Below are 23,355 nucleotides of genomic sequence, written 5' to 3'. Positions count from 1 at the left end.
AAATGTACCAGATACTATTTCGTATGAAATTTTTTCAAAACATACTTCTGAGATGACTTGCGGTGTATTGAAAATGTCTTAGTAGTAAGACTTCCCGTTTTACTACTATTTCTACTACTAACAGGTAGTCACAACTTGCTAAATTATGCTATAATTTGCCTAGCTGATAAGTAAACAACAATATAACAATAAACCCGGAAATCCTTGTAAAATACGGCATTTCCGGACAAAAAGGAGCAAATGATAAAAGTATTATTCATCTGCCACGGCACTCCAGTTTTATGATAATGCATATCTTCATAGACTGGGGCAACACAGGGCAGAATATGGTAGAAATCCTTGGAATTACTACGGTTTCGACTACTAAGGCTCATGAGCGGAATCGGGATAAATGCAAACGTGTTGGGAGAAATCCTTAGTAGTAGTGGACTACTTAGAAGCAATAGAAAAATGTATGGAGGAATATTGAGGTGGGAAAGGAGAAAATAGTATATGGCCAATGTGCTTTGTGTAGGCAAAATAAGGAACTTCAACTTAGTCATATTGTTCAGCGTTTTGTAGGACGAAAAATGATAAAGACAGCACTTGGTAATATTCGAGTAACAAATGAACCCAATAAAGTAGCACAGGATATAGAAAAACATTATATGCTGTGCCATGACTGCGAGGAACTATTTAGTGCCAAGGAACGTTGGTTTGCAAGTAATATTTTTAATCCGTGGCAAGATCATAAGCAGCGAGAATTCAGTTATGACGAGAATTTAACTTGTTTTATAGTTTCACTAAGTTGGAGAAGTTTATATTTAGATTTGGAAGAGTACTCTTGTGATGCGACTTTTGATAAGGAAATACTACTGACAATGTTAAGAGCTGAGAACATCATGAGAGATTATCTTTTGGGTAAGAGACAAGATGTTTCAGATATTCAGAATCATATGTTTTTCTTTGATAGAATTGAAAGTGCAAGTAATTATGATTTTGAAAAAAATCCAAGTGTAGCTATGCATAGGAGTATTACTTCGTATTCTGCTTATAATGGAAAAACTTCATTCACGATATCTAATCTGCTAGGAATTATGATTGTAACATTTTATTCAATGGAAGAACAGGAAGAGTGGACAAACACACAGATTTTGAATGGCAGGGGAACAATTGTTGCCGAGAATCAAGGAATTAAAAGCGTAGTAGGACAAGAAATTCAACATTGGATGAATGAAGCAGAAAATGCCAAGACTAACCTCTCTGATAATCAGAAAAATAAAATCCTTGAAAAAATGAAAAAGGTCGGTAATGGGATAAGAGATTATGCAATATTTCAGGATTTCATCGATGATGAAATCCTGAGAAGAAATAATGAAAAAAAATAGAGAGTAAACGGAAAAATTTGATAATTTTAATATTATATTTTTCAGAAATATTACAAATTGCTTTAAAGCAAAGGAAACTCGAGAGTTTGGAGTAAATATTATAAGTTTTCTCCAAGCTCTTTTTGTGATTGTGAGAATTTGAGTATTGTGATTGTGGGATAAAGGGATTTGACAGAATTAATGTTAACATTAGTACCAAGAAAATTTATGTTCAGGTTGAAGTTAGACTAAAAACAGGGTATAATTAGACTAAAAAAGAGGAGGCGTCAATATGGCAGATTCATGTATTTATCTTGATACATATGTTGTTCAGCAGGATATGAGAATACGCTTACCAAAAGCAGTGTTGTCGAATCTTAATGTGAAAAAAGGAGAAACAAAATTTGATATATATTTGGATTCAGAAAATCAGTCGTTGGTTTTTAGAATTCACGATGAAAATGGAGGTGCGTAATGATGGCTGATACCGTAACAGGAGTATCACTCTTTACAGGTGCTGGCGGTATGGATATTGGATTTGAGAATGCGGGTGTTAAAGTCGTGGTTGCAAATGAATTAGTAAAAGAAGCAGCCGAAACATATAAAATAAACCATTCTAATTGTGTGATGATTAATGATGATATAAACAATGTAATTAATGATATGGCTAAATATGAAGGTGCAGACTTTGTTTTTGGGGGACCACCTTGTCAAGGTTTTTCGGTTGCTGGCAAAATGGATCCAAACGATGAACGAAGTAAATTGATATTTACCTTTTTAGATGTAGTTGAAAAAGTTCAACCCAAGGCATTTGTAATGGAGAATGTAAAAGCATTAGGTGTATTAGAAAAGTGGGAACTAACTAGAAAGAAATATTTAGAAAGAGCTACAAAAATGGGATATCAATGTATGCCGTTTATTTTAAATGCATCAGAGTATGGGGTATCACAAAAAAGAGAAAGAGTATTTTTTATAGGAATCAAATCAGGTCTTGATCCTTTTTTCGAACACCATATGATGGGTATGATAGAGCAGCAGAAAAACAAAGCTCCCGTCATTCGTGATTTGTTACAATCATTAGGAAAAGCTGGAACAGATATTAATCCCAATACTTGTACAGCAAAGATAACATTTGCGGCACATCCAGTGATGAGAAAATCACCATATGCGGGGATGTATTTTAATGGACAAGGAAGACCAATTAATGTAGATGGGTATTCAAATACTTTACCAGCATCTATGGGTGGAAATAAGACACCATTTGTGGATGAAGAGTATTTGTATGGAAATGCAGAATGTGATTGGGTTGTAGATTACCATCAGGGGTTAATTGATGGAAGAATAGTGCCGGAATTTAAAGATGCACCTAGTCGATTACGAAGAATTACAATAAAGGAAGCAGCAAAGATACAGACTTTCCCAGACAATTATATTTTCTGTGGAAATAAAGGCAAGGTCTACACACAAATAGGAAATGCCGTACCATGTAAATTAGCAGAAGCTGTGGCTAGGGCAGTAATTGAATATCAAAAAAAGTATGTATAAAATCGCAACAGCGAGTAAATTGATATTTGCTCGCTGTTGTAGAACTACTTAGTAGAGTCATCTTTGTTTTTGGAATGATTTAGATCGAAAAATTCATCTGCTAATTTCATAAGATAGGCTATGGTTTCATCTTTGAACTTAGTATTTTGGGCAGTTTCGATTATAAAATGCATAAATTCTTCACTATCAATTTTATCAATTGAACCAATCATTGAAGATAAAAGATTTTCATATGATATAACTCGAAGTAAAAAATTTTTATTAAGATATTCATGTTCAATATTATTTATGAAATCCCCTTGAGCATTGGCTCTTGGTCCTTCTATAAAAAGCATTTTTGTACCGCCAGCAGAAAGAACCTTATCTGCCGCGTGACGGACATCTGTTTCGGCATAGTCCTTATCTTTTAACTCATTAGATGCAACTAAAGAACCGTCAACATATATATCTAAATCACTGATTTCACGACCTGATGCACCGCTTTGATTAACAGGGTGTACCTCAACGGTAGCGTTTGGTTCGTTGTACATGAGATGATATGTTCCGGCAACGAGAAGGGTAAGGATTTCCCCTTCATAACTGTGCTCTAGGGCTTTTTCCATATATGCCATAAGATGCGCAGGGAGATTTGCATTTTTTTCTATAGTGAAAGTTGTCATAGTTGATTTTGAATTTTTTATATTTATTAGCTTCGAAAGTAAATATACTAAACATTCGTAAGCATCTGTTGATGTAGTAATAAGAGGAAGGTTGTCACAAAGAGAATTAAGGATAGTCTGATCATTGCCGCGCCTTACAGCGTTTGTTTTTGAAAGTTCTGGAAAACGAGCAGGTTTATTTAAAAATGGTTCATTTGAGCCACCTAATGCCTTGTCGAGTACCTCCATTTCAAAAGGCACAATTACTTTATGGCAAATTGTTCTTGCATCATATGCACCTGGCAATTCGGATTTTTTTTGTAAACATAAAGTATTAATACTTTCATCTGTTGCTTTTGCAAGTATAGCTGTAAATAACACATATTTATATGTAAGATGGGTATTATCAATTACAAAATCAATAAAATCCTTGTGGGCACATGTTGAATTGATAGTCCGTTGAGCATCGACATATGCGGCATTAAGTTTGGCTGAAGCGTTCTCTTTTAATCCCATTATAAGTTTCCTCCTGTTATTTGAATAATCATTGGCTGTATAAAGCCATGAGTATACATGCGGAAATAAAGTATATAAATCTATTTAAATCACATATTATTATATCAGAAAATAAAAACATTTAATAGAGTGAATCGGTAGTTGATAAAATATAAAATTATTTTGGATAGCTGGGGGTATCCAAATCTCTACAGCCTTTTTTCCTGAAGACCGATGGCCCCCTTTGTGCGAATTTTCGCAGAATTAAACAGGGGGGATACCCGCTAAGGTCGGTTGATGTGAAAATATCCGCAGAATATCATCGCTAAAGTCGATTTTGTTTTGCCGGATAGTACCGAAATACGCAGAAAAAACGTGTAAAAAGCAGCATAAAAATCACAGTTTTTCTGCGTACATTTTGGCAGAAATATAATCCGAATTGTCTTGCTATTCTGTGCCGTCAGAGTGATATATGTATTACCGAATAAGAAAGGCGGGTACATATTATGAAGAAGGAAATCAGATTTACATTGAAATCAAAGCAGAGACCAAAACTAGCACAGAAGATTGGAAACATACTTGGAACAGCACCGCATTATGAACGGGTACCAAGCTGTGCATATGATATTGCAGGATACCGATTGGACAAAGAGGGAGTACTGCATATCCCGGAGGGAGTAGAGGAAGAAACGGTGGAAGACCTGATTCTGCAGTTACGAGAGTGTGGGTTTCAGGACGATGCAGAAGTAACCGAAGAAGTGCCAGTGCAACAGGAGAAGCTGACAATAGCAATTCCAAAAGATAGTCTTACGGATACGGCATTGGAAAATTTGCAGAAGATCATAGCAAATAAGCAGACACTTTTTCAACGTGCATTTCGGATGGACAGCACAGAGATTGAAATTACAGATGAAAAAATAAATTTCACATGGTTTCCATACACAGTGGATGGAGATGATATTGCAGCCTACACGCAATTTATCTCAAGGCTGTGTGATATGGCAAGAGATGCAAAAAGGGTATCATCAAAGCCGACCGAAACGGACAATGACAAATATGCTTTCCGCTGTTTTCTGCTCAGACTTGGCTTTATCGGAAAAGAGTATAAGACAGCGAGAAAGATTCTGCTTAGAAATCTTACGGGAAATTCAGCATTCCGCTGCGGAGAATAAGGATAAAATGACATGGGGTGTCGGTGCAGACCGATGCCCTTTTTCTATGGAAAAACAGTTGGGGCAACTTGTGGCAGATGATTTAGGTTATTCTTATAGAGCCTATATAGAAAATAACCTATATTACTTGCCACATCTTGCCCCAGTGTGAAAACAGCCGTGGTCACGCCCAGCGGTTATCATTTTCTTCCTGTATCTTTCTGCGATATGCAGTGCGGGATTTTCTGCGGTTTCGTTCCTTTTTACATTCTGGATTGTCACAGTATTTCTGGCGGTTTCCGTTTTTGATGAACAGACGGCCGCAGCACTCACAGGTGGCAACGCCCACACGGTCGGCATAAGCAATGGGGTAATCCGTAGGGATAGATACATATTGCGACAGAGCGAATCGGGCAGCATCAAAAACAGAATGGAAATCCGGCATGACCTTCAATTCTCCATTTTCATCCAGTCCTAACTTCATGGTTACGCCACTCATTTTATTTAGGTAAGCTGATATTTTACCGAGATGTTTCTGCATAGGAAACGAATTAAAATCTGCAAATTCATTCGTCCATGTGATCTGCGCAAGATCCGTGGAAACGTCAAGCCGTTCCAGACATTTTTTGAACATCAGGATGACAAGGGTATCCCGGTACAGGCTTTCGAGATCTTTCCGCATGGTGTGAACATCAAAAGTGAAATTACCAAGAATGTTAGTGGAAAAATCCCAGTATTCCGTATCCTTTTCAATATCCCAACGATATTCTTCGATGTCCTCAGAGGCATAGTAGGGGTGTGCGTACTGCTGACACCAAGAAATGATATCATCGGCAGCAGTGTTGTCATTTTTTCCACGGATACTCTGGTACAGGTTATTCAGCGAAAGCCAGAGCTCATTTCCGTCTAAGCCGTATCCACGGTTGAGTCTTGGGACATCGCCCTCGCCCAGACAGGCAGTGATTATGATTTTTCTATTCTGTTCTGTCTTTTCATAGTATTTGAAAGTTGCGGTCAGTCGTGCATCCGCACTCATTTTCCCCAAACTGAAATCTTCGTTCATATTCTACCTCCATTCTTACCGATAGAACTTTCTTTCGGTACGAGTTCTTACCAATAGAAAATAGTCTTTGGTAACATTATAAAGTATACTGTGATAGAAAACAAGAGCAATTCATGTTTGAAATGCAGAGAGGAGGATGGCTATGGATAAAGTCACGATGAGCGTACAGGAAATGGCAATGCAGATGGGAATCAGTCTGAGCAAAGCATACGCACTGACCAGAGAGGCGGATTTCCCAATCGTCCGTGTAGGCAAGCGGGTATTGGTTCCTGTTTCCGAATTTAAGGTGTGGTTATCGGCAAGAGCCACAGAGAAATGATACGTCAGAAAATAAGCGGGGAAGGAGGAGCACAGGATGTATGAGAAACTTCCGGAACAGTTGAAAAAAGATGGATATTTTTGCCTGTGGAAATATGAAGAAAGAAACGGGCGCATGACAAAAGTGCCGTATCAGACAAATGGCAGAAAAGCGAGCAGTGCCGATAAAAATACCTTTTCGGATTTTCGATTGGCAGTCAATGCAATGGAGGGTTATGACGGAATCGGTATGGGTGCATTTGATGATTTCTGCATGGTAGATATCGACCATTGTGTGTTTGGTGGAAAGCTGACACAAATGGCAGAAGATGTCGTGTGGAAAATGGACTCCTATACAGAATTCAGTCCCTCCGGCACGGGAGTCCGCATTGTATGTAAGGCATCTTCCCTGTCTTATGATACGGGCAGATATTACATCAATAATCAGAAACTTGGTCTGGAAATCTATGCAGCAGGTGTGACGAAGAAATTTTGTACTCTGACAGGAAATGTGATCCGTAACCGTGGTGTTGAGGAGCGAAGCGTTGAACTTGGGGAAATACTGGAAACTTATATGCTTCGTCCGATTCCTAAGAAAAAGAACGAAGTGCAGGATATTCCAGGCAGCTATCTGTTGGATGATTCCGTGGTCCGCCTAGCATCGGATTCCAGACAGGGCGAAAAGTTCAAAGCCTTGTGGAATGGAGAAATTCCGGAAGGAAAATCCCACAGCGATGCGGATATGTCGCTTGCAAGTATCCTTGCATTCTGGTGTGGCGGTGACACAGAGCAGATGGACAGGATGTTCCGAAGATCGGGATTGATGCGGAGCAAGTGGGACCGTGTGCAGAGTGGATCAACCTACGGTGCATTGACGCTGGAAAAGGCAGTGGCACAGGCACTGGATTTCTACAGGCCTTATGCAAAATCATCAGCGGAGAGCGATTTCGATGATATGCTGCAGAAGCTGATAGAACTGAACGTGTCGGATAACAGCAGATACCCGTGGAATGACAACGGCTCAGGCAGATTGTTTGCGGATGTGTATAAAGATATCGCAAGGTATGTGCCGGAAAGGAAAAAGTGGTATGTGTATGACGGGACCCGGTGGATTCCGGACATTGGCGGACTGAAAACAATGGAGCTTGCAAAATCCCTTGCGGACAGTCTGGTCAGATATGCCCTGACAATTACCGATGAGCGCAGAAGAAAGGACTATCTGGAATTTTCTGCGAAATGGCAGAGCCGGAATTACCGCAACACGTATATCAGTGATGCCCAGAGTGTGTATCCGATTGCAATGTCTGAGTTCGACCGCAATGTTTATTACCTGAACTGTCAGAACGGAACACTGAATCTGCAGACGGGAGAGTTCCATCCGCATACGCCACAGGACAAGCTGACCAAGATTGCCGGGGCAGCCTATGATCCGAATGCCAAGAATCCACGTTTTACCAGATTTGTTTCAGAGGTGATGAGTGGGGATACGGAGAAAGCAAGGTTCATGCAGAAAAGCCTTGGTTACGGTCTGACAGGGGATACCCGCTATGAATGTATGTTTTTCTACTATGGTGCAACTACCAGAAATGGAAAAGGGACGCTGATGGAAAGCACACTTCATGTGATGGGAGATTACGGTTTGACTGTCCGCCCGGAAACGATTGCTGCAAAGCCGTCTGCCAACAGCCAGAACCCGACAGAGGATATTGCACGGCTTGCCGGAGTACGGTTTGCCAATATCTCAGAGCCAAGGCGGGGACTGGTGCTGAATGAAGCACAGATCAAAAGCATGACGGGAAATGATACGCTGAATGCACGATTTCTGCATGAGAACAGTTTTGATTTCAAGCCACAGTTCAAGTTGTATGTGAATACGAATTATCTTCCGGCTATTACAGATATGACACTGTTTTCGAGCGGACGTATCGTGATCATTCCCTTTGACAGGCATTTTGAGGAATGGGAACAGGAACAGAATCTGAAAGCAGAATTTTCCAGGCCGGAGGCGGCAAGTGCTATCTTAAACTGGCTGATTGAAGGCTACACCATCTTGAAAGAAGAAGGTTTTGCCCAGCCAAAAGTAGTAAAAGATGCCACCATGTCCTATCGGCATGACAGCGATAAGATGGAACTTTTTGTGGAGGAATTTCTGGAACAGGAGAAGGATGCGGAGTGCCGGACATCGGCTGTGTATCAGGCATACCGCAACTGGTGCAATGACAATGGATATTTTGCGGAGAACAGCCGGAATTTTAATCAGGCACTCCGTACAATCGGTACGGTAGTCCGCAAGCGTCCGAGGGATGGTGGAGAAAAAACCACACTTTTAACAGGCTATCGGTTCTTGTGCAGAGATTTCTTCTGCTAAGAAAAAAGGAGGTATACATGGGAAAACAGAAAGCAGCACCACCGATGCGGTTTGAACCATCGGATTTTTCAACAGACAAGTACAGATGTGTGAATGTCATCAATTTAAGGGACAGATGCCCGGTCATTATCATGGCAAGCGAATCCTGTGACCCGCCCTATTACCGTGTGGTTGACGGGTCATTGGAGATGTTTTATCTGTCCTATTCTGAAGCAGTGGATTATTGCAGACAGAGTGGTTATATGACACAAAATAATTTTTCAGGAGGTTTATTATGATTAACAGTACAGCTTATTATAACGATTTTTGGAACGAAATGAGAGGAAAACAGGCAGTTACGGACAGCCTTTATAACAACCGTGAAAGCAAGACAAATGCGTACCATCTGCCCGGAGAATCAAATAAAAAATATACGGCAGCACTCCAGAAAGAAAGTGTAGTCCGTCAGCTGGCAACCGTTGTGAATGCGACCAGAAGTGACAGCCGTCTTTGGACATTTGACTGTGAGGGTCAGGCTGAATGGGGTGATATGGTCAACCTGGAAGGCCTAGATAACGAGGATGATTTCCAGCGGTTTGAAGTACAGGCATACAGATTGTCCGAGCTTGTCAGACTTGGATTGGAGTTCGCTTCTGACCAGTCCTTTGCCATAGAGGATTATGTAATCGGAAAAATGGCACGTTGTTTTGGCACAAGCGAGGAACAGGCGTTTATCAACGGAACAGGGGAAAATCAGCCGACAGGTATTCTGCACGCCACTGACGGAGCAGAAACGGGCGTGACGGCAGAGAGTGATTCTGCTATCAGCTATGATGAAATCATCAAACTGTATCTGTCCGTGGATAAGAAATACCGTAAACATGGTACATGGCTTATGAATGACGAAACGGCTCTGGCACTCCGTACCCTCAAAGATTCAGCCGGAAACTATCTGTGGAAGGAAAGTGATGAAACGATTTTCTCAAAACCTGTGCAGATTGTTGATTCCATGCCGGCTATCGGAAAGGGGCAGAAAGTAATCGCATTTGGAGATTTCAGCAATTACTGGCTCGTTCAGCGTTTCCCGCTGACTATCCGCACACTGAAAGAAAAGTTTGCCATGCGTGGACAGGTAGGGTATCTGGGATGTGAGTATCTGGACGGAAAACTGATCCGTAAGGATGCAGTCAAGATACTTCAGATGGCAGCAGACTAAGCAGTTGGGGCTGTGGAAATACTGCAGCCCGTATGGAAGGAGGATTGCACATGGCAATAGAAAAACATGATACTACGGAAAATACACTTGTCCCTGTGAGTGAAAAGTACACACTGACAATCAAAGAAGCAGCATCGTATTTTAATATCGGGACAAAGAAAATGCGTAGACTGGCAGAAGATAACAGAGGAAGATTTGCGGTATTCAGTGGAAACAGGTATCTGATTATCCGCCCGCAGTTTGAAAAATTTATCAGTGCCTCTTCGGAGATATAATTCCGTTTGTCTGCCGAAAGTAGTTGATATTATCAGCGTTTAGAGTGATATATAGTATGACCTCGAGAACCTGTGAAAACAGCCACTTTTGGCAGAAAGGAAGTACTTTTATGGCAAGACCAAGTTTAGCAGAAAAAGATATTTTAAATCCTTCTGAGGCAATTGAATATTTTGTTTTGAGCCGGAGAAAATTTTATGATTTATTGAGTAATACGGATGGAGAAGATTTTCTGGCATACTACGGAGAACGCAAGCTGATACTTCGTGTAGCCTTTGAAAAGTATCTGCGTAACCATCCAGAACTAAGGAGGCGGGGATAATGTTAAAGGCAGGAAGAGGACAGACAAGGCGCGATTCCAAACGCAGGGTATTAAGACCGGGAGAGAGTATAAGGGCAGACGGAAAATATCAATATAAATATCATATTGATGGAAAACCACATTTTGTATACAGTTGGAAACTGGAACCTACGGATAAACTTCCAAAGGGCAAAAAGCCATGCCTTTCCCTTCGTGAGTTGGAAAAACAGGTAAACACAGATTTGGATTTGCTTGTAAATATCGTGGACGGACAGATGACTGTCTGTGAACTGGTAGACCGATATTTGAAAACAAAGACAGGAGTAAGGCAAAGTACGAAACAGGGATATGTTACAGTACAGAGATTACTTGCGAAGGAAGCATTTGGCAAAAAGACGATACGAAGTGTGAAAACTTCCGATGCAAAGTTATTCCTTATAAAATTGCAGCAGGAAGATGGGAAAAGCTACAGTTCTATTCATACTATTCGTGGAGTGCTGCGCCCGGCCTTTCAGATGGCGGTGGATGATGACATTCTGGTAAAGAATCCATTCGGATTCCAGCTTGCCGGGGTATTGGTAAATGACGCAGTCACAAGAGAGGCAGTCACAAAAGAGCAGATGAGAAAGTTCCTAAAGTTTGTGCATGACGATGTGGTGTACTGCAAATACTATGAAGTGGTGTACATACTCTTTCATACGGGAATGAGAATATCAGAATTTTGTGGCTTGACGCTGAAGGACATTGATCTTGAGAATAGAACTGTGAACATCGACCATCAGTTGCAGAGAACATCAGATATGCGATACATCATAGAAACCACAAAGACGGATGCCGGAACAAGAGTATTACCAATCACGGAGGATGTGGCACAGATGTTTCAGGCAATCATTGAGGATAGAAATGCACCGAAAGTGGAGAAAGCCATAGATGGATATAGCGGATTCCTGTTTTACGATGATAATGGAATGCCACTTGTGGCAATGCACTGGCAACATCGTTTCAATCATATGGTCGGTAGATACAATGACATTTACCGAGTACAGATGCCAAATATTACACCTCATGTATGCAGACACACCTATTGCTCGAATATGGCAAAATCGGGAATGAATCCTAAGACACTACAGTACCTTATGGGGCATTCGGATATATCGGTTACAATGAATGTGTACACGCATATCGGATTCGATGATGCTGAGGAAGAATTGAAACGGATGGAAGAGTTTAGGAAAGCACAGGCGGAGGTTGAGCAGAAGAAGGAGAAACCGATGTCACAGAAAATGTTTAAGGTAATTTAATATGAAAGTGGGATGACGCTCTAGCATTAGGCTGGGGCGTTTTTTTCTGTGGAAAAGAAGTGAAAATGACGATATAATATAAAATAGAATGTGAAATGGAGGTGAAGAAGGGTGGAAAGGAGTCGTAGAGCAGATGCGGTTGTTTTTGGATTCGATTTTCAGGTTAATGCTGCAATAGTTCTTTTCTTGGAAAATATAGAAGATGTGGAAAAAATTTGTCTCGAAGGTAATTATGAGGATATAGAATTAGAGCTTTCCTCTGGAAAGATGATATTGGCTCAAGCGAAAGCAGTCGAAAAAGCGAGTTCCGATTTTGTTAATGTGAGAAAAAATTTAAAAAAAGCACTCACATCATTATCAGAGGCTGGAGAAAGGGTTGATGCAAAGGAATTAATTGTAATTACTAATTCACCCAATCCCTTCAATGATGATAAGTCTAGAAATGTTTTTTACGGGCATGCACATAGGAATTATAATACATTACCGCCATCGGCTGAGGAGATAGTTGACAGATATTTATCAAAAATGGAGAAACCTCTTGATACTGATAAATTAAAAATACAAGTTTTACCTTTTGAAACAGATGACGAAAATGAAAGATATAAAGTCATTATGGAATGCATAAACGATTTTATGGGGAATTTGAATATAAGCATTTCTGGAATTGGAAGGAAGATGTTAGAAACATGGCATTGGCAAGTATTTGATAATGGCGGGAAAAAAGATTCGGCTATAAAATTGACAAAAAAGATATTATATGGCCCATTCTTGTACAAATAACAGAAATTGAACAATGTGAAGATTCGTTTCTGGAGCAGTTTGATTCTGGCGTGTATGAAGAAGTGGTAAATAGGTATTCTGAGGTAATTAATTCACACTGTGAGCAGTGCGAGTTTTTTATAAAAATTTTAAGTGATTATAACAATTTTAAGACAGAAAAAAAGCAAAGTGAAAAATTAAATGAATTTATAGAAATTCAGTGGAAAGACTATATTTCAGAATTTGCCGTTGATGGTGTGGAAGAAGAGATACAGGAGGCACTTGCAAAAATTGTCATACATAATATCATAAAAAGACGCTTTACAATAGATCGAATCAAGAAAGGAGTGAAATTGTGTTAATAAAATCAATTTATATTCGAGATGGTCTATTTGAACGAAATATTTCATTTGGAACTAATGCAAATTTGATTTATAGCGAAAAAAATAGTTGCGGAAAAACTACTTTAGTAAGATTTATATTATATGCATTAGGGTATTCGATACCAAGTACAAAAAAAATAAAATTTGAGAAATGTTTTGTAAAAGTACAATTGGTTCTTGATAATAGGAAGTGTGTATATTTAACCAGAGAAAGTAATTCGACTATATCATTTATTTGTGGTAATGAGGAAAAAATATATGTATTACCAGAACAAATAAGGGAGCTTCATTCAAAAATATTTAATACGGAAAATGAAGAAATTTTAAACAATTTATTAGGAACTTTTTATTTTGATCAGGAGAAAGGGTGGACGCTATTAATAAATAGAGGAGTAGTTATTGGAAGCATACATTTTAATATAGATGAACTTGTTAGAGGAATTTCGGGTAAAGATTGTTCTGGGTTAATTTTAAAAGAAAAAAAGCTTGTAGCAGACTTATCTAAATATAAACAAATGTTCAGTATAGCACAATACAGGGACAGTATAAATGAAGATAGCTTGATTGATGATACATATCAAGAAAAAACTGACATTGAACTTGAACAGTTAAGAATGAAACAGTCTTCGATTAGGAGGGAAATTAGCAGAGTTAATCAGAGTATATCTGGAAATAAAAAATTTCAAGAATTTGTTGCAGATATGAAATTACTGGTAAGAACTGATGAGGGACAGTGCATAACCGTGACTAAAGATAATATTGTTGGTTTAAATGATGCAATTGACTTATTGATAGCAAAGAAAAAAATGTTGTCATGTGAATTGGCTGCTGTGGTTTCTAAAATAGAAAAAATACAACGTGAACAAGAAAAGGAAAATGATCAACTTTCTTTTTTTGAATCGGATTCGGTTGCTGCTGCATTTGATAAAAGAATTGTGTCTATTCCAATGAATCAAATTGTGATAAAAAAGGAAATTGAAAAAATCGAAAAAGAATTAAAAAGTGTTCGGGATGAGATTGCTAAAATATCAAGAAGTGATAATGCAGTTGTTTTGTCACTTTACCAAACAATAGTTAAATATGCGAAAGAATTAGGCATTGGAGATGCAGAAAGCATTACTAAAAAATATTTATTTACATCGAATTTAAAAGAACTGACAGGAGCCGTGCTTCATAAAACGGTGTTTGCATTTAAGATGGCGTATATTGTGGAACTTGAAAAACATCTACAAATAAAATTACCAATTATTCTTGATTCTCCAAGAGGAAAAGAAGTTGATCAAGAGAATATTGATTTGATGATGAATATTTTAAAGCGTGATTTTAGTGAAAATCAAATAATTATTGCCTCTATTTATTGTTATTCTTTTCCTGAGATTCATGAAATAGAATTGAAAGAAAATTTAATTGATCAATTGGTTGTGAATAAAGAAGATATTTGATTGATTCTTAGTAGTAAGAATCTTCGTTTTACTACCAATTTTACTACTAACAGGTAGTAACAACGTGCTCAATTCTGCTCTGATTTGCCACAATCTGTAATTTTAGAGCATATCACAATAATCCCAGAAAACCTTGCAAAACAGGGCATTTCCGGGCAAATTAAGGAGAAACAAAACAATGATAAAAATACTTTTCGTGTGCCACGGCACTCTTTGAAGAACTCCTTAAAAAGTCAGTAAAATCAATACTTGGAAGGTATTTGTGTGGAAGAAATAACCCGAAAATAACCCATAGATTTTTGTGTGAGTGTTACAAGATAAATAATTATAATTTAGGGATGTGACATGATGAGAATGAAAGCTGTAAGAATTCTAATAGTGGAATCTTACAGCTTTTTTTATAAATAAATTTGAAAGTAAAATCTTTACAATTTGGTATAGCGTGTTTTAAATGTAAAAAAGCAGATAGTTCTTTACATATAGATGTAACAAAAGAGGCGTTTTTGTGAAGGTTGTTTATAGTGGTTCAGTTGTCAAGACAAAAATCTAAGGTTTTTATAATGAACTGATATGATTGGTAGTTACCTGGAATCAGAGAAAAGGTCCCTGATCCGTATATGCATTAAGCTACATACGGCAGAAGCATTGCCGGATAGTAGCATTCAGCTGGTGTTTTATAACCAAGGGCAGAATGGCATCGCTCAAAGTTGTATGTGTGAATATAGCGACCAATAGCAGTTCTTGCTTCCTTGATGTTGTTGTATTGCGTCAGATACGCTTCCTCATACTTGAAGCTGCGAAACCAACGCTCAATCATGATATTGTCAGCCCAGCGACTTTTTCCATCCATGCTTTGACGGATGCCATTTTCTTTCACAAAGTCAATGTATCGCTGGCTTGTAAACTGACACCCTTGATCTGAATTTAAAATCTGCGGTTTTGCTGTTTTAAATGCCTTTTTAAGAGCGTTAATAACCATTCTGGTATCTAGGGTATCATCAACTTCCCAACCAACGATACAACGACTGTACCAGTCAATAACAGCAGTTAAATAAAGAAATCCGTGCTTGATTGGAATGTAGGTAATATCAATGGACCATGCCTGATTCGGAGCATCAATTACGGCATTTTGTAGAAGATATGGACATACTTTGGCCTGTTGCATACGCTTAGAAAGATTCATTTTAGGATAAATAGGACAAATATCCATTTCATTCATATACCGACGTGCTTTGCGGCGTCCCACATGATATCCCCTGTTTTTCAGCTGTGCCGACATTTGCCTTGCTCCCCAAGTTGGATTGTCTGTATGCAGATGATCAATAATCGCTTTGCATTCCAACTCTTCTTCTGAGACGGGCAAGCTTTTATAATAAATGCTTGTACGGTTAATATCGAGCAGTTTTGCTCCAACAGAAGCAGGGAGTTCTTTAGTCGTCAAAAGGTTTCGGACTAAATTTACTCTCGTAGTCTGGTCCACAAATTTCTTCAGATTTTTTTTTGAGCCAGTCAACCTGCATTGTTAACTGACCAACCTTTTTCGCATACTCTGCTTTCTCTTTGCGTTCTTCGGCAAGCTTTTCTTTGAGATTTTCTTCACGCTTGTCATCAAATACAGCCGAAGCATTATTCAGAAATTCTTTCTTCCAATTGCGAAGCAGGTTTGGTTGGATATTATTTTCAGTTGCCAGGGTGTTGAGATCTTTTTCACCCTTAAGTAGCTCAATTACTAGGTCTGATTTAAATTTGGCACTAAAGTTTCTTCTTTGTCTGGACATAATTATGAATCCTCTCTTTCATACTGAATTTAGTATATCAGATTCATTAAAAAATGTCCGAAAAAGTGTCTTAATTTATGAGACCATTATAGTTTATGAGGTGAGGTAAGAGTCTTTAGTGGGGTAAAATCTTTACATGTAATATCCTGTGTTCAAAAGGTAGGATTTAAGCGAAAAAAGCATCGTGACCATGAGGAAATATAAAAGTAAAAAGTATTCTATGATAAAGTATAAAGGCTTAGAGGAGAATGTCTCTTCTAAGTTTTTTTAATAAGAAAGCAGTTTGGGCGTTTGCTTTTGAAGTTATAATAAGTGTAGTAAAACTTACACCAGATGGAACAGGATACCGTACTAAGATGATATTTGTTAAAGAGAAACTATTGATGGATAGAATGTCGGATATTCAGTTACGATTTTTCAATATAGGGTTAGAAAGTTTTTTTGATGAAGTGTAATAATATGTGGTTATATGCTTTGTAGAAAAATCCGTAGGAATTAAAATTTTTTGTTTTGTGGAAAGATTATAATTATGATATACTGAAAGAAAATGATAAATTAGAATTTATCAAGCTGTTAATTTTGAAAATTTCTTTGAAAAACTATTGACTCCTACGCAACGTAATAGTTTACGATATGTTTATCGAGAGGAGGAAATGACAATGATGACAGTGAATGAGGTAAGTAAATTAACAGGAGTGAGTATACGCACTCTGCAGTATTATGATACCATTGGTCTCTTAAAACCTATTGAATATACAGAGTCAGGTTATAGGTTGTATGACGATACATCCTTGGAAAGGCTGCAACAAATTTTACTGTTTAAAGAATTGGAATTTCCGCTTAAGGAGATTAAAAAGATAATTGATGCCCCTAACTTTGACAGGAACAAAGCATTAGAGCAGCAGATTGAATTGCTAACTATGAAAAAAGAGCATCTTGAAAATCTTATTAGTTTCGCTCGAGGAATAAAAGGAATAGGAGTGAAATATATGGATTTTAAAGTATTTGATACAACAAAGATTGATGAGTATTCTAAACGAGCAAAAGAACAATGGGGACAAACCTCTGAGTATAAGGAGTTTGAAGAGAAAACAAAGAACTGGACGAAAGACGATGAAGCTACTGTTGCAAATGAGTTTATGCAATTATTTGTTGAATTCGGACAAATGAAAGAAATGGACCCAGAAGATGAACAGGTGCAGTTGCAGGTAAGGAAACTTCAGGATTACATTACAGATCATTTTTATACATGTTCTGATAAGATTTTATGCGGTCTTGGAAGAATGTATGCCGGTGGAGGAGAACTTACGGAAAATATTGATGATGTTGGAGGAGTTGGCACAGCAGAGTTTGCAAGTAAAGCTATTGATATATTTTATATGAGCAGAAGGTAAATCCCAGTTTGGAGAATTGAAAAAAACGGAATTTACCTATTAGGACATATAAACTGTTGACAATAAAGCTCCTATATAGTATGTTTTTGGTAAACTACTATATAGGAGCTTTTGTATGGAAATGAATGGAGGATTTCTTGTCACCAAAATAAAACAGCTTGGAGACCGGATTTTTGAGAAGATTCTCAGTGAAAAGAATATTGATGCGTTTAATGGAGCACAGGGGCGTATTCTTTATGTGCTGTGGCAGGAGGATGGTATCTCAATCAGGTCACTCTCGACTAAATGCGGATTAGCGATAACATCTCTTACTACGATGCTGGAAAGAATGGAAAATCAAGGGCTGATAAGCCGTGTTCAGTCTGAAACGGACAAAAGGAAAACACTCCTGTTTCTGACTGAGAAAGCACATGCCTTAAAGGGTGAGTACGATTCTGTATCTGATGAGATGGGCAGTATTTACTACAAAGATTTTTCAGAGGAAGAAATTACCTGGTTTGAGGAATGCCTCGACCGCATCAGAAAGAATCTTGAGGAGTGGCAGAAGTCATGAGTATTTGTATCAAAGATCAGATTCAGAACATGAATATCGTCATTGGCTGCACAGTGGGGTGTGCATATTGCTATGCCCGCAACAACGTGAAACGCTGGCATATGATTGATGACTTCGCTGACCCTGAATTCTTTCCGGGTAAGCTTAAGATGATGGAAAAGAAACGTCCGCAGAACTTTCTTCTTACCGGCATGAGCGATCTCTCCGGATGGAAGCCGGAATGGAGAGAAGAGGTATTTGTAAAGATCCGTGAAAATCCGCAGCATCAGTTCCTGTTCCTTACCAAGCGACCTGATTCGCTGGATTTTGATACCGATCTGGAAAACGCATGGTTTGGCGTTACGGTGACGAGGAAAGCAGAACTGTGGCGTATCGACGCCCTTCGGAAAAACGTCAGAGCAAAACATTACCATGTTACCTTTGAGCCGTTATTTGATGATCCCGGCACAGTTGACCTTTCCGGAATCAATTGGATCGTTGTCGGCACCATGACCGGAGCTCAGAGCAGGAAGATTCATACGGAGCCGGAATGGGCATGGTCTCTGACGGATCAGGCACATAAGCTCGGCATTCCGGTGTTTATGAAGGAAGACCTTGTCCCTATCATAGGGGATGAAAATATGATTCAGGAAATGCCGGAAGAATTTAATAAAGTGTTAGAGGTACAGAAATCATGGAAGAAGTAATGAAAGGAATCCTCGTTCGTGAGGTGGAAACAAAGAACATCATGACTAAGTCTAGTCTGCCGGTAGGCGGTTACTCGGTCAATCCCTATGTGGGCTGTACACATGCCTGCAAGTATTGCTATGCTTCTTTTATGAAGCGCTTTACCGGGCACAAGGAGGAATGGGGCACTTTCCTTGATGTGAAGCATTGGCCGGAAATTAAAAATCCGAAGAAATATGCCGGACAGCGGGTGGTCATCGGTTCTGTGACAGATGGCTACAATCCACAGGAGGAGCAATTCGGGAATACCAGAAAACTTCTGGAGCAGCTGATCGGCAGTGACGCAGATATTCTGATCTGCACAAAGTCGGATCTTGTGGTACGGGATATTGATCTGTTGAAGAAGCTTGGACGTGTAACCGTTTCATGGTCGATCAACACACTAGATGAAAATTTCAAGAACGATATGGATTCTGCTTCGAGCATTGAGCACCGTATCGCTGCTATGAAGCAGGTATATGAGGCAGGTATCCGTACAGTCTGTTTCGTATCCCCGGTATTCCCTGGTATCACGGATTTTGAAGCAATCTTTGAGCGGGTAAAGGATCAGTGCGATCTGTTCTGGCTCGAAAATCTCAATCTTCGAGGCGATTTCAAAAAGACAATTATGGATTATATAGCCGGAAAATATCCTGATCTTGTACCACTTTACGACGAGATCTATAATAAGCATAACCGCAGCTACTTTGAAGCACTTGAAGTAAAAGCTGAGAAAATGGCTAAGAAGTATGATTGTGCCTTTGTGGATAATGAAATGCCTTATGGCAGAGTCCCGCAGGGGCATCCGGTGATCGTAGATTATTTCTATCATGAGGAAATCCGTGGGACAGAGAATACCGGAAAAAGAAATCGCTAAATTCAAGTTTGTTAAATTGGAAAACTAGAATTTTTGAGGAGATAGATATAAAATGACCTTCCAATTAGTTTGTATAGAACCAAAAGAATTAACGCAATACAAGGCGGATATGCAGGAAGCATTTCAGAAAGGTTTTGAAGATGCTTTTGGGAAAACAGATGCTGTTATTCTGCCTGAAAAGGACATTGACCAGTCGCTGAATGCGGAGGGTTCTGCTGTCTATAAAGCCGTTGTCGATGGAGAAATGGTGGGCGGTGCTGTTGTTATTATCAATGAGAGTACACAGCATAACCATCTTGACCTGCTTTTTGTAAAGAACGGAGTTCAGAGCAATGGTATCGGTAAGAAGATATGGTTTGAATTGGAACGAATATATCCGAACACGAAAGTATGGGAAACCTGTACGCCGTACTTTGATAAGCGCAACATTCATTTTTATGTGAATGTCTGCGGCTTTCATATTACAGAATTTTTTAATGAAAAACATCCTATGCCGGATACACCGGACGATTTTGTCGGTGATGGCAATGAGGGAATGTTTGCGTTTAAGAAGCAAATGCGTTTATGAAATTCCAGCTTGTCGAACTAAAAAACACTGTAATAACATGTGTAAAACAAAATGTAAAACACCCCACTGAGTAGGTAGGACTAAATATTCCTATGATTTCGATTTTGAAGTCATAGGGGTATTTTTTTGTGCAGAAAAATAAAAAATTTCCTTTTCCACCCTGTATTTTCCCCTCTGAGCCTTTCGTTATATGAGAGCAAAAAAATAAAATTCCTTTTTTATTTGTAAAAAGCCCTCTCTACGTTCTGATATATGAGGAACAAATTAAATTTGCCTTAAAAGAATCGGGCCTGATTCAAGAACAAAGAAAAAACGAAAAGAGAAAGGAGAAACTACATGAACAAAACAATCTTAATGGGAAGACTGACAAAAGATCCGGAGGTGAAATATCTCCAGGATGAAAACAGTACTGCAATGGCAAGATACACGCTGGCAGTAGACAGGCGATATCGAAAGGATGGAAAGGCAGAAACAGATTTTATTTCTTGTGTTACCTTTGGGAAGAATGCTGAGTTTGTAGAAAAATATCTGCAAAAAGGGTTGAAGATTTTAGTAAGCGGACGGATCCAGACAGGAAGCTATGTGAATCAGGAGGGGAATAAAGTTTATGCCACCAACGTGATTGTAGAAGAACATTATTTCGCAGAAGGGAAGAAACTGTCAGGATCAGAAAAGAAAGAAGATACCGATCCAGATGGATTTATGAGTCTTCCGGACGGTGAAGAACTTCCGTTTGAGTAAGAAAAACTCGGATGCTGAAAGCAGAAGAGCGCACTTATATACCTTACAAGGTATGTGCGTCTTATGGAGTTTGCATCTTTCTGAAGGGGAATTCCGAAAGTGTTTGCGGATGATCCATCCGAAGAAGGGTTCCCCTTCCGGCAGAAATGCCTATCCCGTAACAGAGAAAATGGAAGAGTTGAAAAAGGAGAAAAAGAACGATATGGCGAAGAAGAAAACATTTCAGGAATATACTCAGGAAGCACTTCTTGAGATTGAAAAAACAGAAGCTGCATTGAAACAGGCAAAGCTTGAAAAGGAACAGGCAGAGCACAGGATCCAGAGATCCTTGAATTATCTGGATACACAGAAAAAGAAAAAGCGAAAGGCACGAACCCATCTGTTGATCCAGAAGGGAGCAGCCATAGAAGCAATCTGTAAAGATACCAAATATCTGACCGAGGCAGAATTTTATCAGCTGATGGATGAACTTCTTCATGATCCCGCTTGTAAGTTTTGTGATGTCGTTCATGAAATGGTTCGTGGACGGGCGGAAACTGCAGAAGCGAAGGAACGAGAATTCGCAGAAGAGGAAGCACTATTAAAGGCGATGCAGCGAGGTGAACTGCCACAGGGAGATGAGTAAGATGGGATGTTATCACTTTCATCTAAATCAATTATCCAGAGGAAAAGGGCAGTCTGCCATTGCCAGTGCTGCCTATCGGGCTGGTACAAAATTGGAATGTACGTATTATGGAGAAGTGAGTGATTATACGAGAAAAGGCGGTGTGGTATTAGCGGAGATCCATCTTCCCCAACAGGCTCCGGAGAGATTCAAAGACAGAGAGACCCTTTGGAATGAGGTGGAATGGATCGAAGGGAATAAGAAAGCACAGCTGGCACACAGCTTTGATATTGCCTTGATGAATGAGTTTTCTATGGAAGAAAATATTGAGCTTGCAAGAAGATTCGTAGAAGAACAGTTAGTCGCAAGAGGGATGATCGCAGATCTAGCGATCCATGATCCGAAGAAAGCAAAGGATAAAATACCCAATCCCCATATGCACATCATGGTTCCCATCCGCCCTTTACAGGAAGATGGTACCTGGGGACAAAAACAAAAAAAGGTTCCAGTATTAACACCGGATGGACAGACGGTTTTGAATCAGAAAGGACAACCGGTATTTCGGGCGGTACATACAACGGATTGGAGCAGGAAAGAAACCTTGGAAGAATTGAGAAGTGCCTGGGCGAAGATGTGTAACGAACTGTATGAAGAAAAAGGACTTACAGAAAGAGTCGATGCCAGGTCTTATGAGGAACGGGGGATTGATAAGATCCCGATGGTGCATGAAGGACCGAATGTACAGGCAATGGAAGCAAGAGGGATTTCAACCGCACTGGGAAGTTTAAACCGACTCATCCGAGCCTTAAATGATATGAAAGAACGGGCAAAGAATCTTCTTCAATGGTCCTTGTTTCGAGAAAGCCAACTGATGGAACGGATGGTGTTCTTACATCAGCCAACCTTAGCGGATTATCTGAGAAACTATTGTGATAAGAGAAATGCAGTTGCAGAATCCTACGCTTATGGAACACAAAAGGCGAAGAATACAAATCTGAAACAATTTGCAGAGACGATCCGCTTTCTGGAAGAGCAGGATGTGAGAACCCCAGAACAGCTGACAGAGAAAATCCAGGAATTAGATACTCAGCTAAAAGAGGTAAGTCAGCGGTTGAATCAACAACTGTCTGCTTTGCGAAGTGTCAACAGCAATCTTTATGCAATGAAAGAGTATTTTGAAACAAGACCTGTTTATCTGGAATTAAAGAACAAATATTTTGGCAGGGAAAAATTCAAAGAGGAACATAAGAAGGAACTTAGCGGATATTATCGTTCGGAAAGAATCTTAAAAGAAAATCTAGACCCAAGTGGGAAGATTCCGGAAGGACAATGGAAACGAGAAGCCGCTCGTTTATCAGAAGAGATAGCTGCTTTACGAAAAGAAGATAAACGGATCCATGCGATGCTACGAAAGTATGAGGGGATCAAAAATCATGTGGAAGTTTTGATGGCAGAGGAAGGAGAAGGTGTCTCTCTTCCGGAAACAAACAAGCGGGAGCAATCCACAGAAACAAAAGAAGCAGTGAGAACCATGAAACGAAAGAAGAAACATCATGGAATGGAGTTATAGGAGGAATT

Annotated in this window: 27 protein-coding genes; 23 read left to right on the top strand and 4 right to left on the bottom strand. The window is 39.2% G+C overall.

Going from position 1 to position 23,355, the window contains the following annotated elements:
- Positions 1–470: 470 nt before the first annotated feature.
- From BQ7352_RS12455 to BQ7352_RS12445, 3 genes are all read left to right on the top strand, one after another.
- Positions 471–1,367 carry a hypothetical protein gene (locus tag BQ7352_RS12455; protein ID WP_072449520.1) on the top strand — a complete coding sequence of 299 codons (897 nt, stop codon included), beginning with the start codon at positions 471–473 and terminating at the stop codon, positions 1,365–1,367.
- 271 nt (positions 1,368–1,638) lie between these two features.
- Positions 1,639–1,821, top strand: coding sequence for a sucrose-6-phosphate hydrolase (locus BQ7352_RS12450; protein WP_072449519.1), 183 nt, complete (start codon positions 1,639–1,641; stop codon positions 1,819–1,821).
- Positions 1,821–2,891: a DNA cytosine methyltransferase gene (locus BQ7352_RS12445; RefSeq protein ID WP_242948582.1), complete on the top strand. Its 1,071-nt coding sequence runs from the start codon at positions 1,821–1,823 to the stop codon at positions 2,889–2,891. Before BQ7352_RS12450 ends, BQ7352_RS12445 begins: the two co-directional genes overlap by 1 nt.
- Before the next feature lie 44 nt (positions 2,892–2,935).
- Here the strand turns inward: BQ7352_RS12445 and BQ7352_RS12440 are convergent, their stop codons facing one another.
- Positions 2,936–4,045: a restriction endonuclease, SacI family gene (locus BQ7352_RS12440; RefSeq protein WP_072449518.1), complete on the bottom strand. Its 1,110-nt coding sequence runs from the start codon at positions 4,043–4,045 to the stop codon at positions 2,936–2,938.
- A gap of 485 nt (positions 4,046–4,530) precedes the next feature.
- Here BQ7352_RS12440 and BQ7352_RS12435 point away from each other — a divergent pair, with 485 nt between their 5' ends.
- Entirely contained in the window at positions 4,531–5,196 is a 666-nt protein-coding gene (locus tag BQ7352_RS12435; protein WP_072449517.1) for a hypothetical protein, read from the top strand.
- A gap of 7 nt (positions 5,197–5,203) precedes the next feature.
- Positions 5,204–5,347, top strand: a complete 144-nt coding sequence (locus tag BQ7352_RS14565) for a hypothetical protein (protein WP_159430648.1) — start codon at positions 5,204–5,206, stop codon at positions 5,345–5,347.
- A gap of 12 nt (positions 5,348–5,359) precedes the next feature.
- Here the strand turns inward: BQ7352_RS14565 and BQ7352_RS12430 are convergent, their stop codons facing one another.
- Positions 5,360–6,238: a hypothetical protein gene (locus tag BQ7352_RS12430; protein WP_072449516.1), complete on the bottom strand. Its 879-nt coding sequence runs from the start codon at positions 6,236–6,238 to the stop codon at positions 5,360–5,362.
- 142 nt (positions 6,239–6,380) lie between these two features.
- Here BQ7352_RS12430 and BQ7352_RS12425 point away from each other — a divergent pair, with 142 nt between their 5' ends.
- The 10 genes from BQ7352_RS12425 to BQ7352_RS12385 all read left to right on the top strand — a co-directional run bounded on the left by BQ7352_RS12425 (position 6,381) and on the right by BQ7352_RS12385 (position 14,557).
- A complete protein-coding gene (locus tag BQ7352_RS12425) occupies positions 6,381–6,557 on the top strand; it encodes an excisionase family DNA-binding protein (RefSeq protein ID WP_015560864.1) in 177 nt (58 codons plus the stop codon).
- Positions 6,558–6,593: 36 nt separating this feature from the next.
- Positions 6,594–8,903 carry a phage/plasmid primase, P4 family gene (locus tag BQ7352_RS12420; RefSeq protein WP_072449515.1) on the top strand — a complete coding sequence of 770 codons (2,310 nt, stop codon included), beginning with the start codon at positions 6,594–6,596 and terminating at the stop codon, positions 8,901–8,903.
- 17 nt (positions 8,904–8,920) lie between these two features.
- Positions 8,921–9,181, top strand: a complete 261-nt coding sequence (locus BQ7352_RS12415) for a hypothetical protein (RefSeq protein ID WP_072449514.1) — start codon at positions 8,921–8,923, stop codon at positions 9,179–9,181.
- Positions 9,178–10,098 carry a phage major capsid protein gene (locus BQ7352_RS12410; protein WP_072449513.1) on the top strand — a complete coding sequence of 307 codons (921 nt, stop codon included), beginning with the start codon at positions 9,178–9,180 and terminating at the stop codon, positions 10,096–10,098. The genes BQ7352_RS12415 and BQ7352_RS12410 overlap by 4 nt, the downstream gene beginning before the upstream one ends.
- A 50-nt stretch (positions 10,099–10,148) precedes the next feature.
- Positions 10,149–10,373, top strand: a complete 225-nt coding sequence (locus BQ7352_RS12405) for an excisionase (RefSeq protein WP_015541248.1) — start codon at positions 10,149–10,151, stop codon at positions 10,371–10,373.
- A 110-nt stretch (positions 10,374–10,483) separates the two neighbouring features.
- A complete protein-coding gene (locus BQ7352_RS12400; protein WP_072449512.1) occupies positions 10,484–10,693 on the top strand; it encodes an excisionase in 210 nt (69 codons plus the stop codon).
- Positions 10,693–11,973, top strand: a complete 1,281-nt coding sequence (locus BQ7352_RS12395) for a site-specific integrase (RefSeq protein WP_072449511.1) — start codon at positions 10,693–10,695, stop codon at positions 11,971–11,973. The genes BQ7352_RS12400 and BQ7352_RS12395 overlap by 1 nt, the downstream gene beginning before the upstream one ends.
- 111 nt (positions 11,974–12,084) lie before the next feature.
- Positions 12,085–12,753 (top strand): hypothetical protein, encoded by a 669-nt coding sequence (locus tag BQ7352_RS12390; RefSeq protein ID WP_200791383.1) that lies wholly within the window; start codon positions 12,085–12,087, stop codon positions 12,751–12,753.
- Positions 12,754–12,803: 50 nt separating this feature from the next.
- Positions 12,804–13,094, top strand: a complete 291-nt coding sequence (locus tag BQ7352_RS14665) for a hypothetical protein (RefSeq protein WP_200791382.1) — start codon at positions 12,804–12,806, stop codon at positions 13,092–13,094.
- Positions 13,088–14,557, top strand: coding sequence for an ATP-binding protein (locus BQ7352_RS12385; RefSeq protein ID WP_072449510.1), 1,470 nt, complete (start codon positions 13,088–13,090; stop codon positions 14,555–14,557). Before BQ7352_RS14665 ends, BQ7352_RS12385 begins: the two co-directional genes overlap by 7 nt.
- A 622-nt stretch (positions 14,558–15,179) precedes the next feature.
- Here BQ7352_RS12385 and BQ7352_RS12380 read toward each other — a convergent pair.
- Entirely contained in the window at positions 15,180–16,037 is an 858-nt protein-coding gene (locus tag BQ7352_RS12380) for an IS3 family transposase (RefSeq protein WP_083429900.1), read from the bottom strand.
- Complete coding sequence (locus BQ7352_RS14925; RefSeq protein ID WP_072449340.1) at positions 15,988–16,335, bottom strand: transposase; 348 nt, start codon at positions 16,333–16,335, stop codon at positions 15,988–15,990. The genes BQ7352_RS12380 and BQ7352_RS14925 overlap by 50 nt, the downstream gene beginning before the upstream one ends.
- Positions 16,336–16,994: 659 nt before the next feature.
- Here BQ7352_RS14925 and BQ7352_RS12365 point away from each other — a divergent pair.
- From BQ7352_RS12365 to mobQ, 8 genes are all read left to right on the top strand, one after another.
- On the top strand, positions 16,995–17,729 hold the full coding sequence (locus tag BQ7352_RS12365) for a MerR family transcriptional regulator (protein ID WP_004612415.1): 735 nt from the start codon (positions 16,995–16,997) through the stop codon (positions 17,727–17,729).
- Between the two features lie 115 nt (positions 17,730–17,844).
- Entirely contained in the window at positions 17,845–18,282 is a 438-nt protein-coding gene (locus BQ7352_RS12360; RefSeq protein ID WP_004612404.1) for a radical SAM mobile pair system MarR family transcriptional regulator, read from the top strand.
- On the top strand, positions 18,279–18,968 hold the full coding sequence (locus BQ7352_RS12355; RefSeq protein WP_004612405.1) for a radical SAM mobile pair protein A: 690 nt from the start codon (positions 18,279–18,281) through the stop codon (positions 18,966–18,968). The genes BQ7352_RS12360 and BQ7352_RS12355 overlap by 4 nt, the downstream gene beginning before the upstream one ends.
- A complete protein-coding gene (locus BQ7352_RS12350) occupies positions 18,956–19,864 on the top strand; it encodes a radical SAM mobile pair protein B (RefSeq protein ID WP_004612406.1) in 909 nt (302 codons plus the stop codon). The genes BQ7352_RS12355 and BQ7352_RS12350 overlap by 13 nt, the downstream gene beginning before the upstream one ends.
- 52 nt (positions 19,865–19,916) lie before the next feature.
- Positions 19,917–20,432, top strand: a complete 516-nt coding sequence (locus BQ7352_RS12345) for a GNAT family N-acetyltransferase (RefSeq protein ID WP_009244780.1) — start codon at positions 19,917–19,919, stop codon at positions 20,430–20,432.
- A 336-nt stretch (positions 20,433–20,768) separates the two neighbouring features.
- A complete protein-coding gene (locus BQ7352_RS12340; RefSeq protein ID WP_072449507.1) occupies positions 20,769–21,173 on the top strand; it encodes a single-stranded DNA-binding protein in 405 nt (134 codons plus the stop codon).
- Positions 21,174–21,375: 202 nt separating this feature from the next.
- A complete protein-coding gene (locus tag BQ7352_RS12335) occupies positions 21,376–21,798 on the top strand; it encodes a DUF3847 domain-containing protein (RefSeq protein ID WP_072449855.1) in 423 nt (140 codons plus the stop codon).
- A 1-nt stretch (position 21,799) separates the two neighbouring features.
- On the top strand, positions 21,800–23,347 hold the full coding sequence (gene mobQ, locus BQ7352_RS12330) for a MobQ family relaxase (RefSeq protein WP_072449506.1): 1,548 nt from the start codon (positions 21,800–21,802) through the stop codon (positions 23,345–23,347).
- The last annotated feature ends 8 nt before the right edge of the window (positions 23,348–23,355 follow it).

Origin of the sequence: Blautia sp. Marseille-P3201T (assembly GCF_900120295.1) — a bacterium.
Lineage (GTDB): Bacteria > Bacillota > Clostridia > Lachnospirales > Lachnospiraceae > Blautia.
Note: the sequence above shows the minus strand (reverse complement) of the source record. Positions and strands in the feature narration are given on the sequence as shown.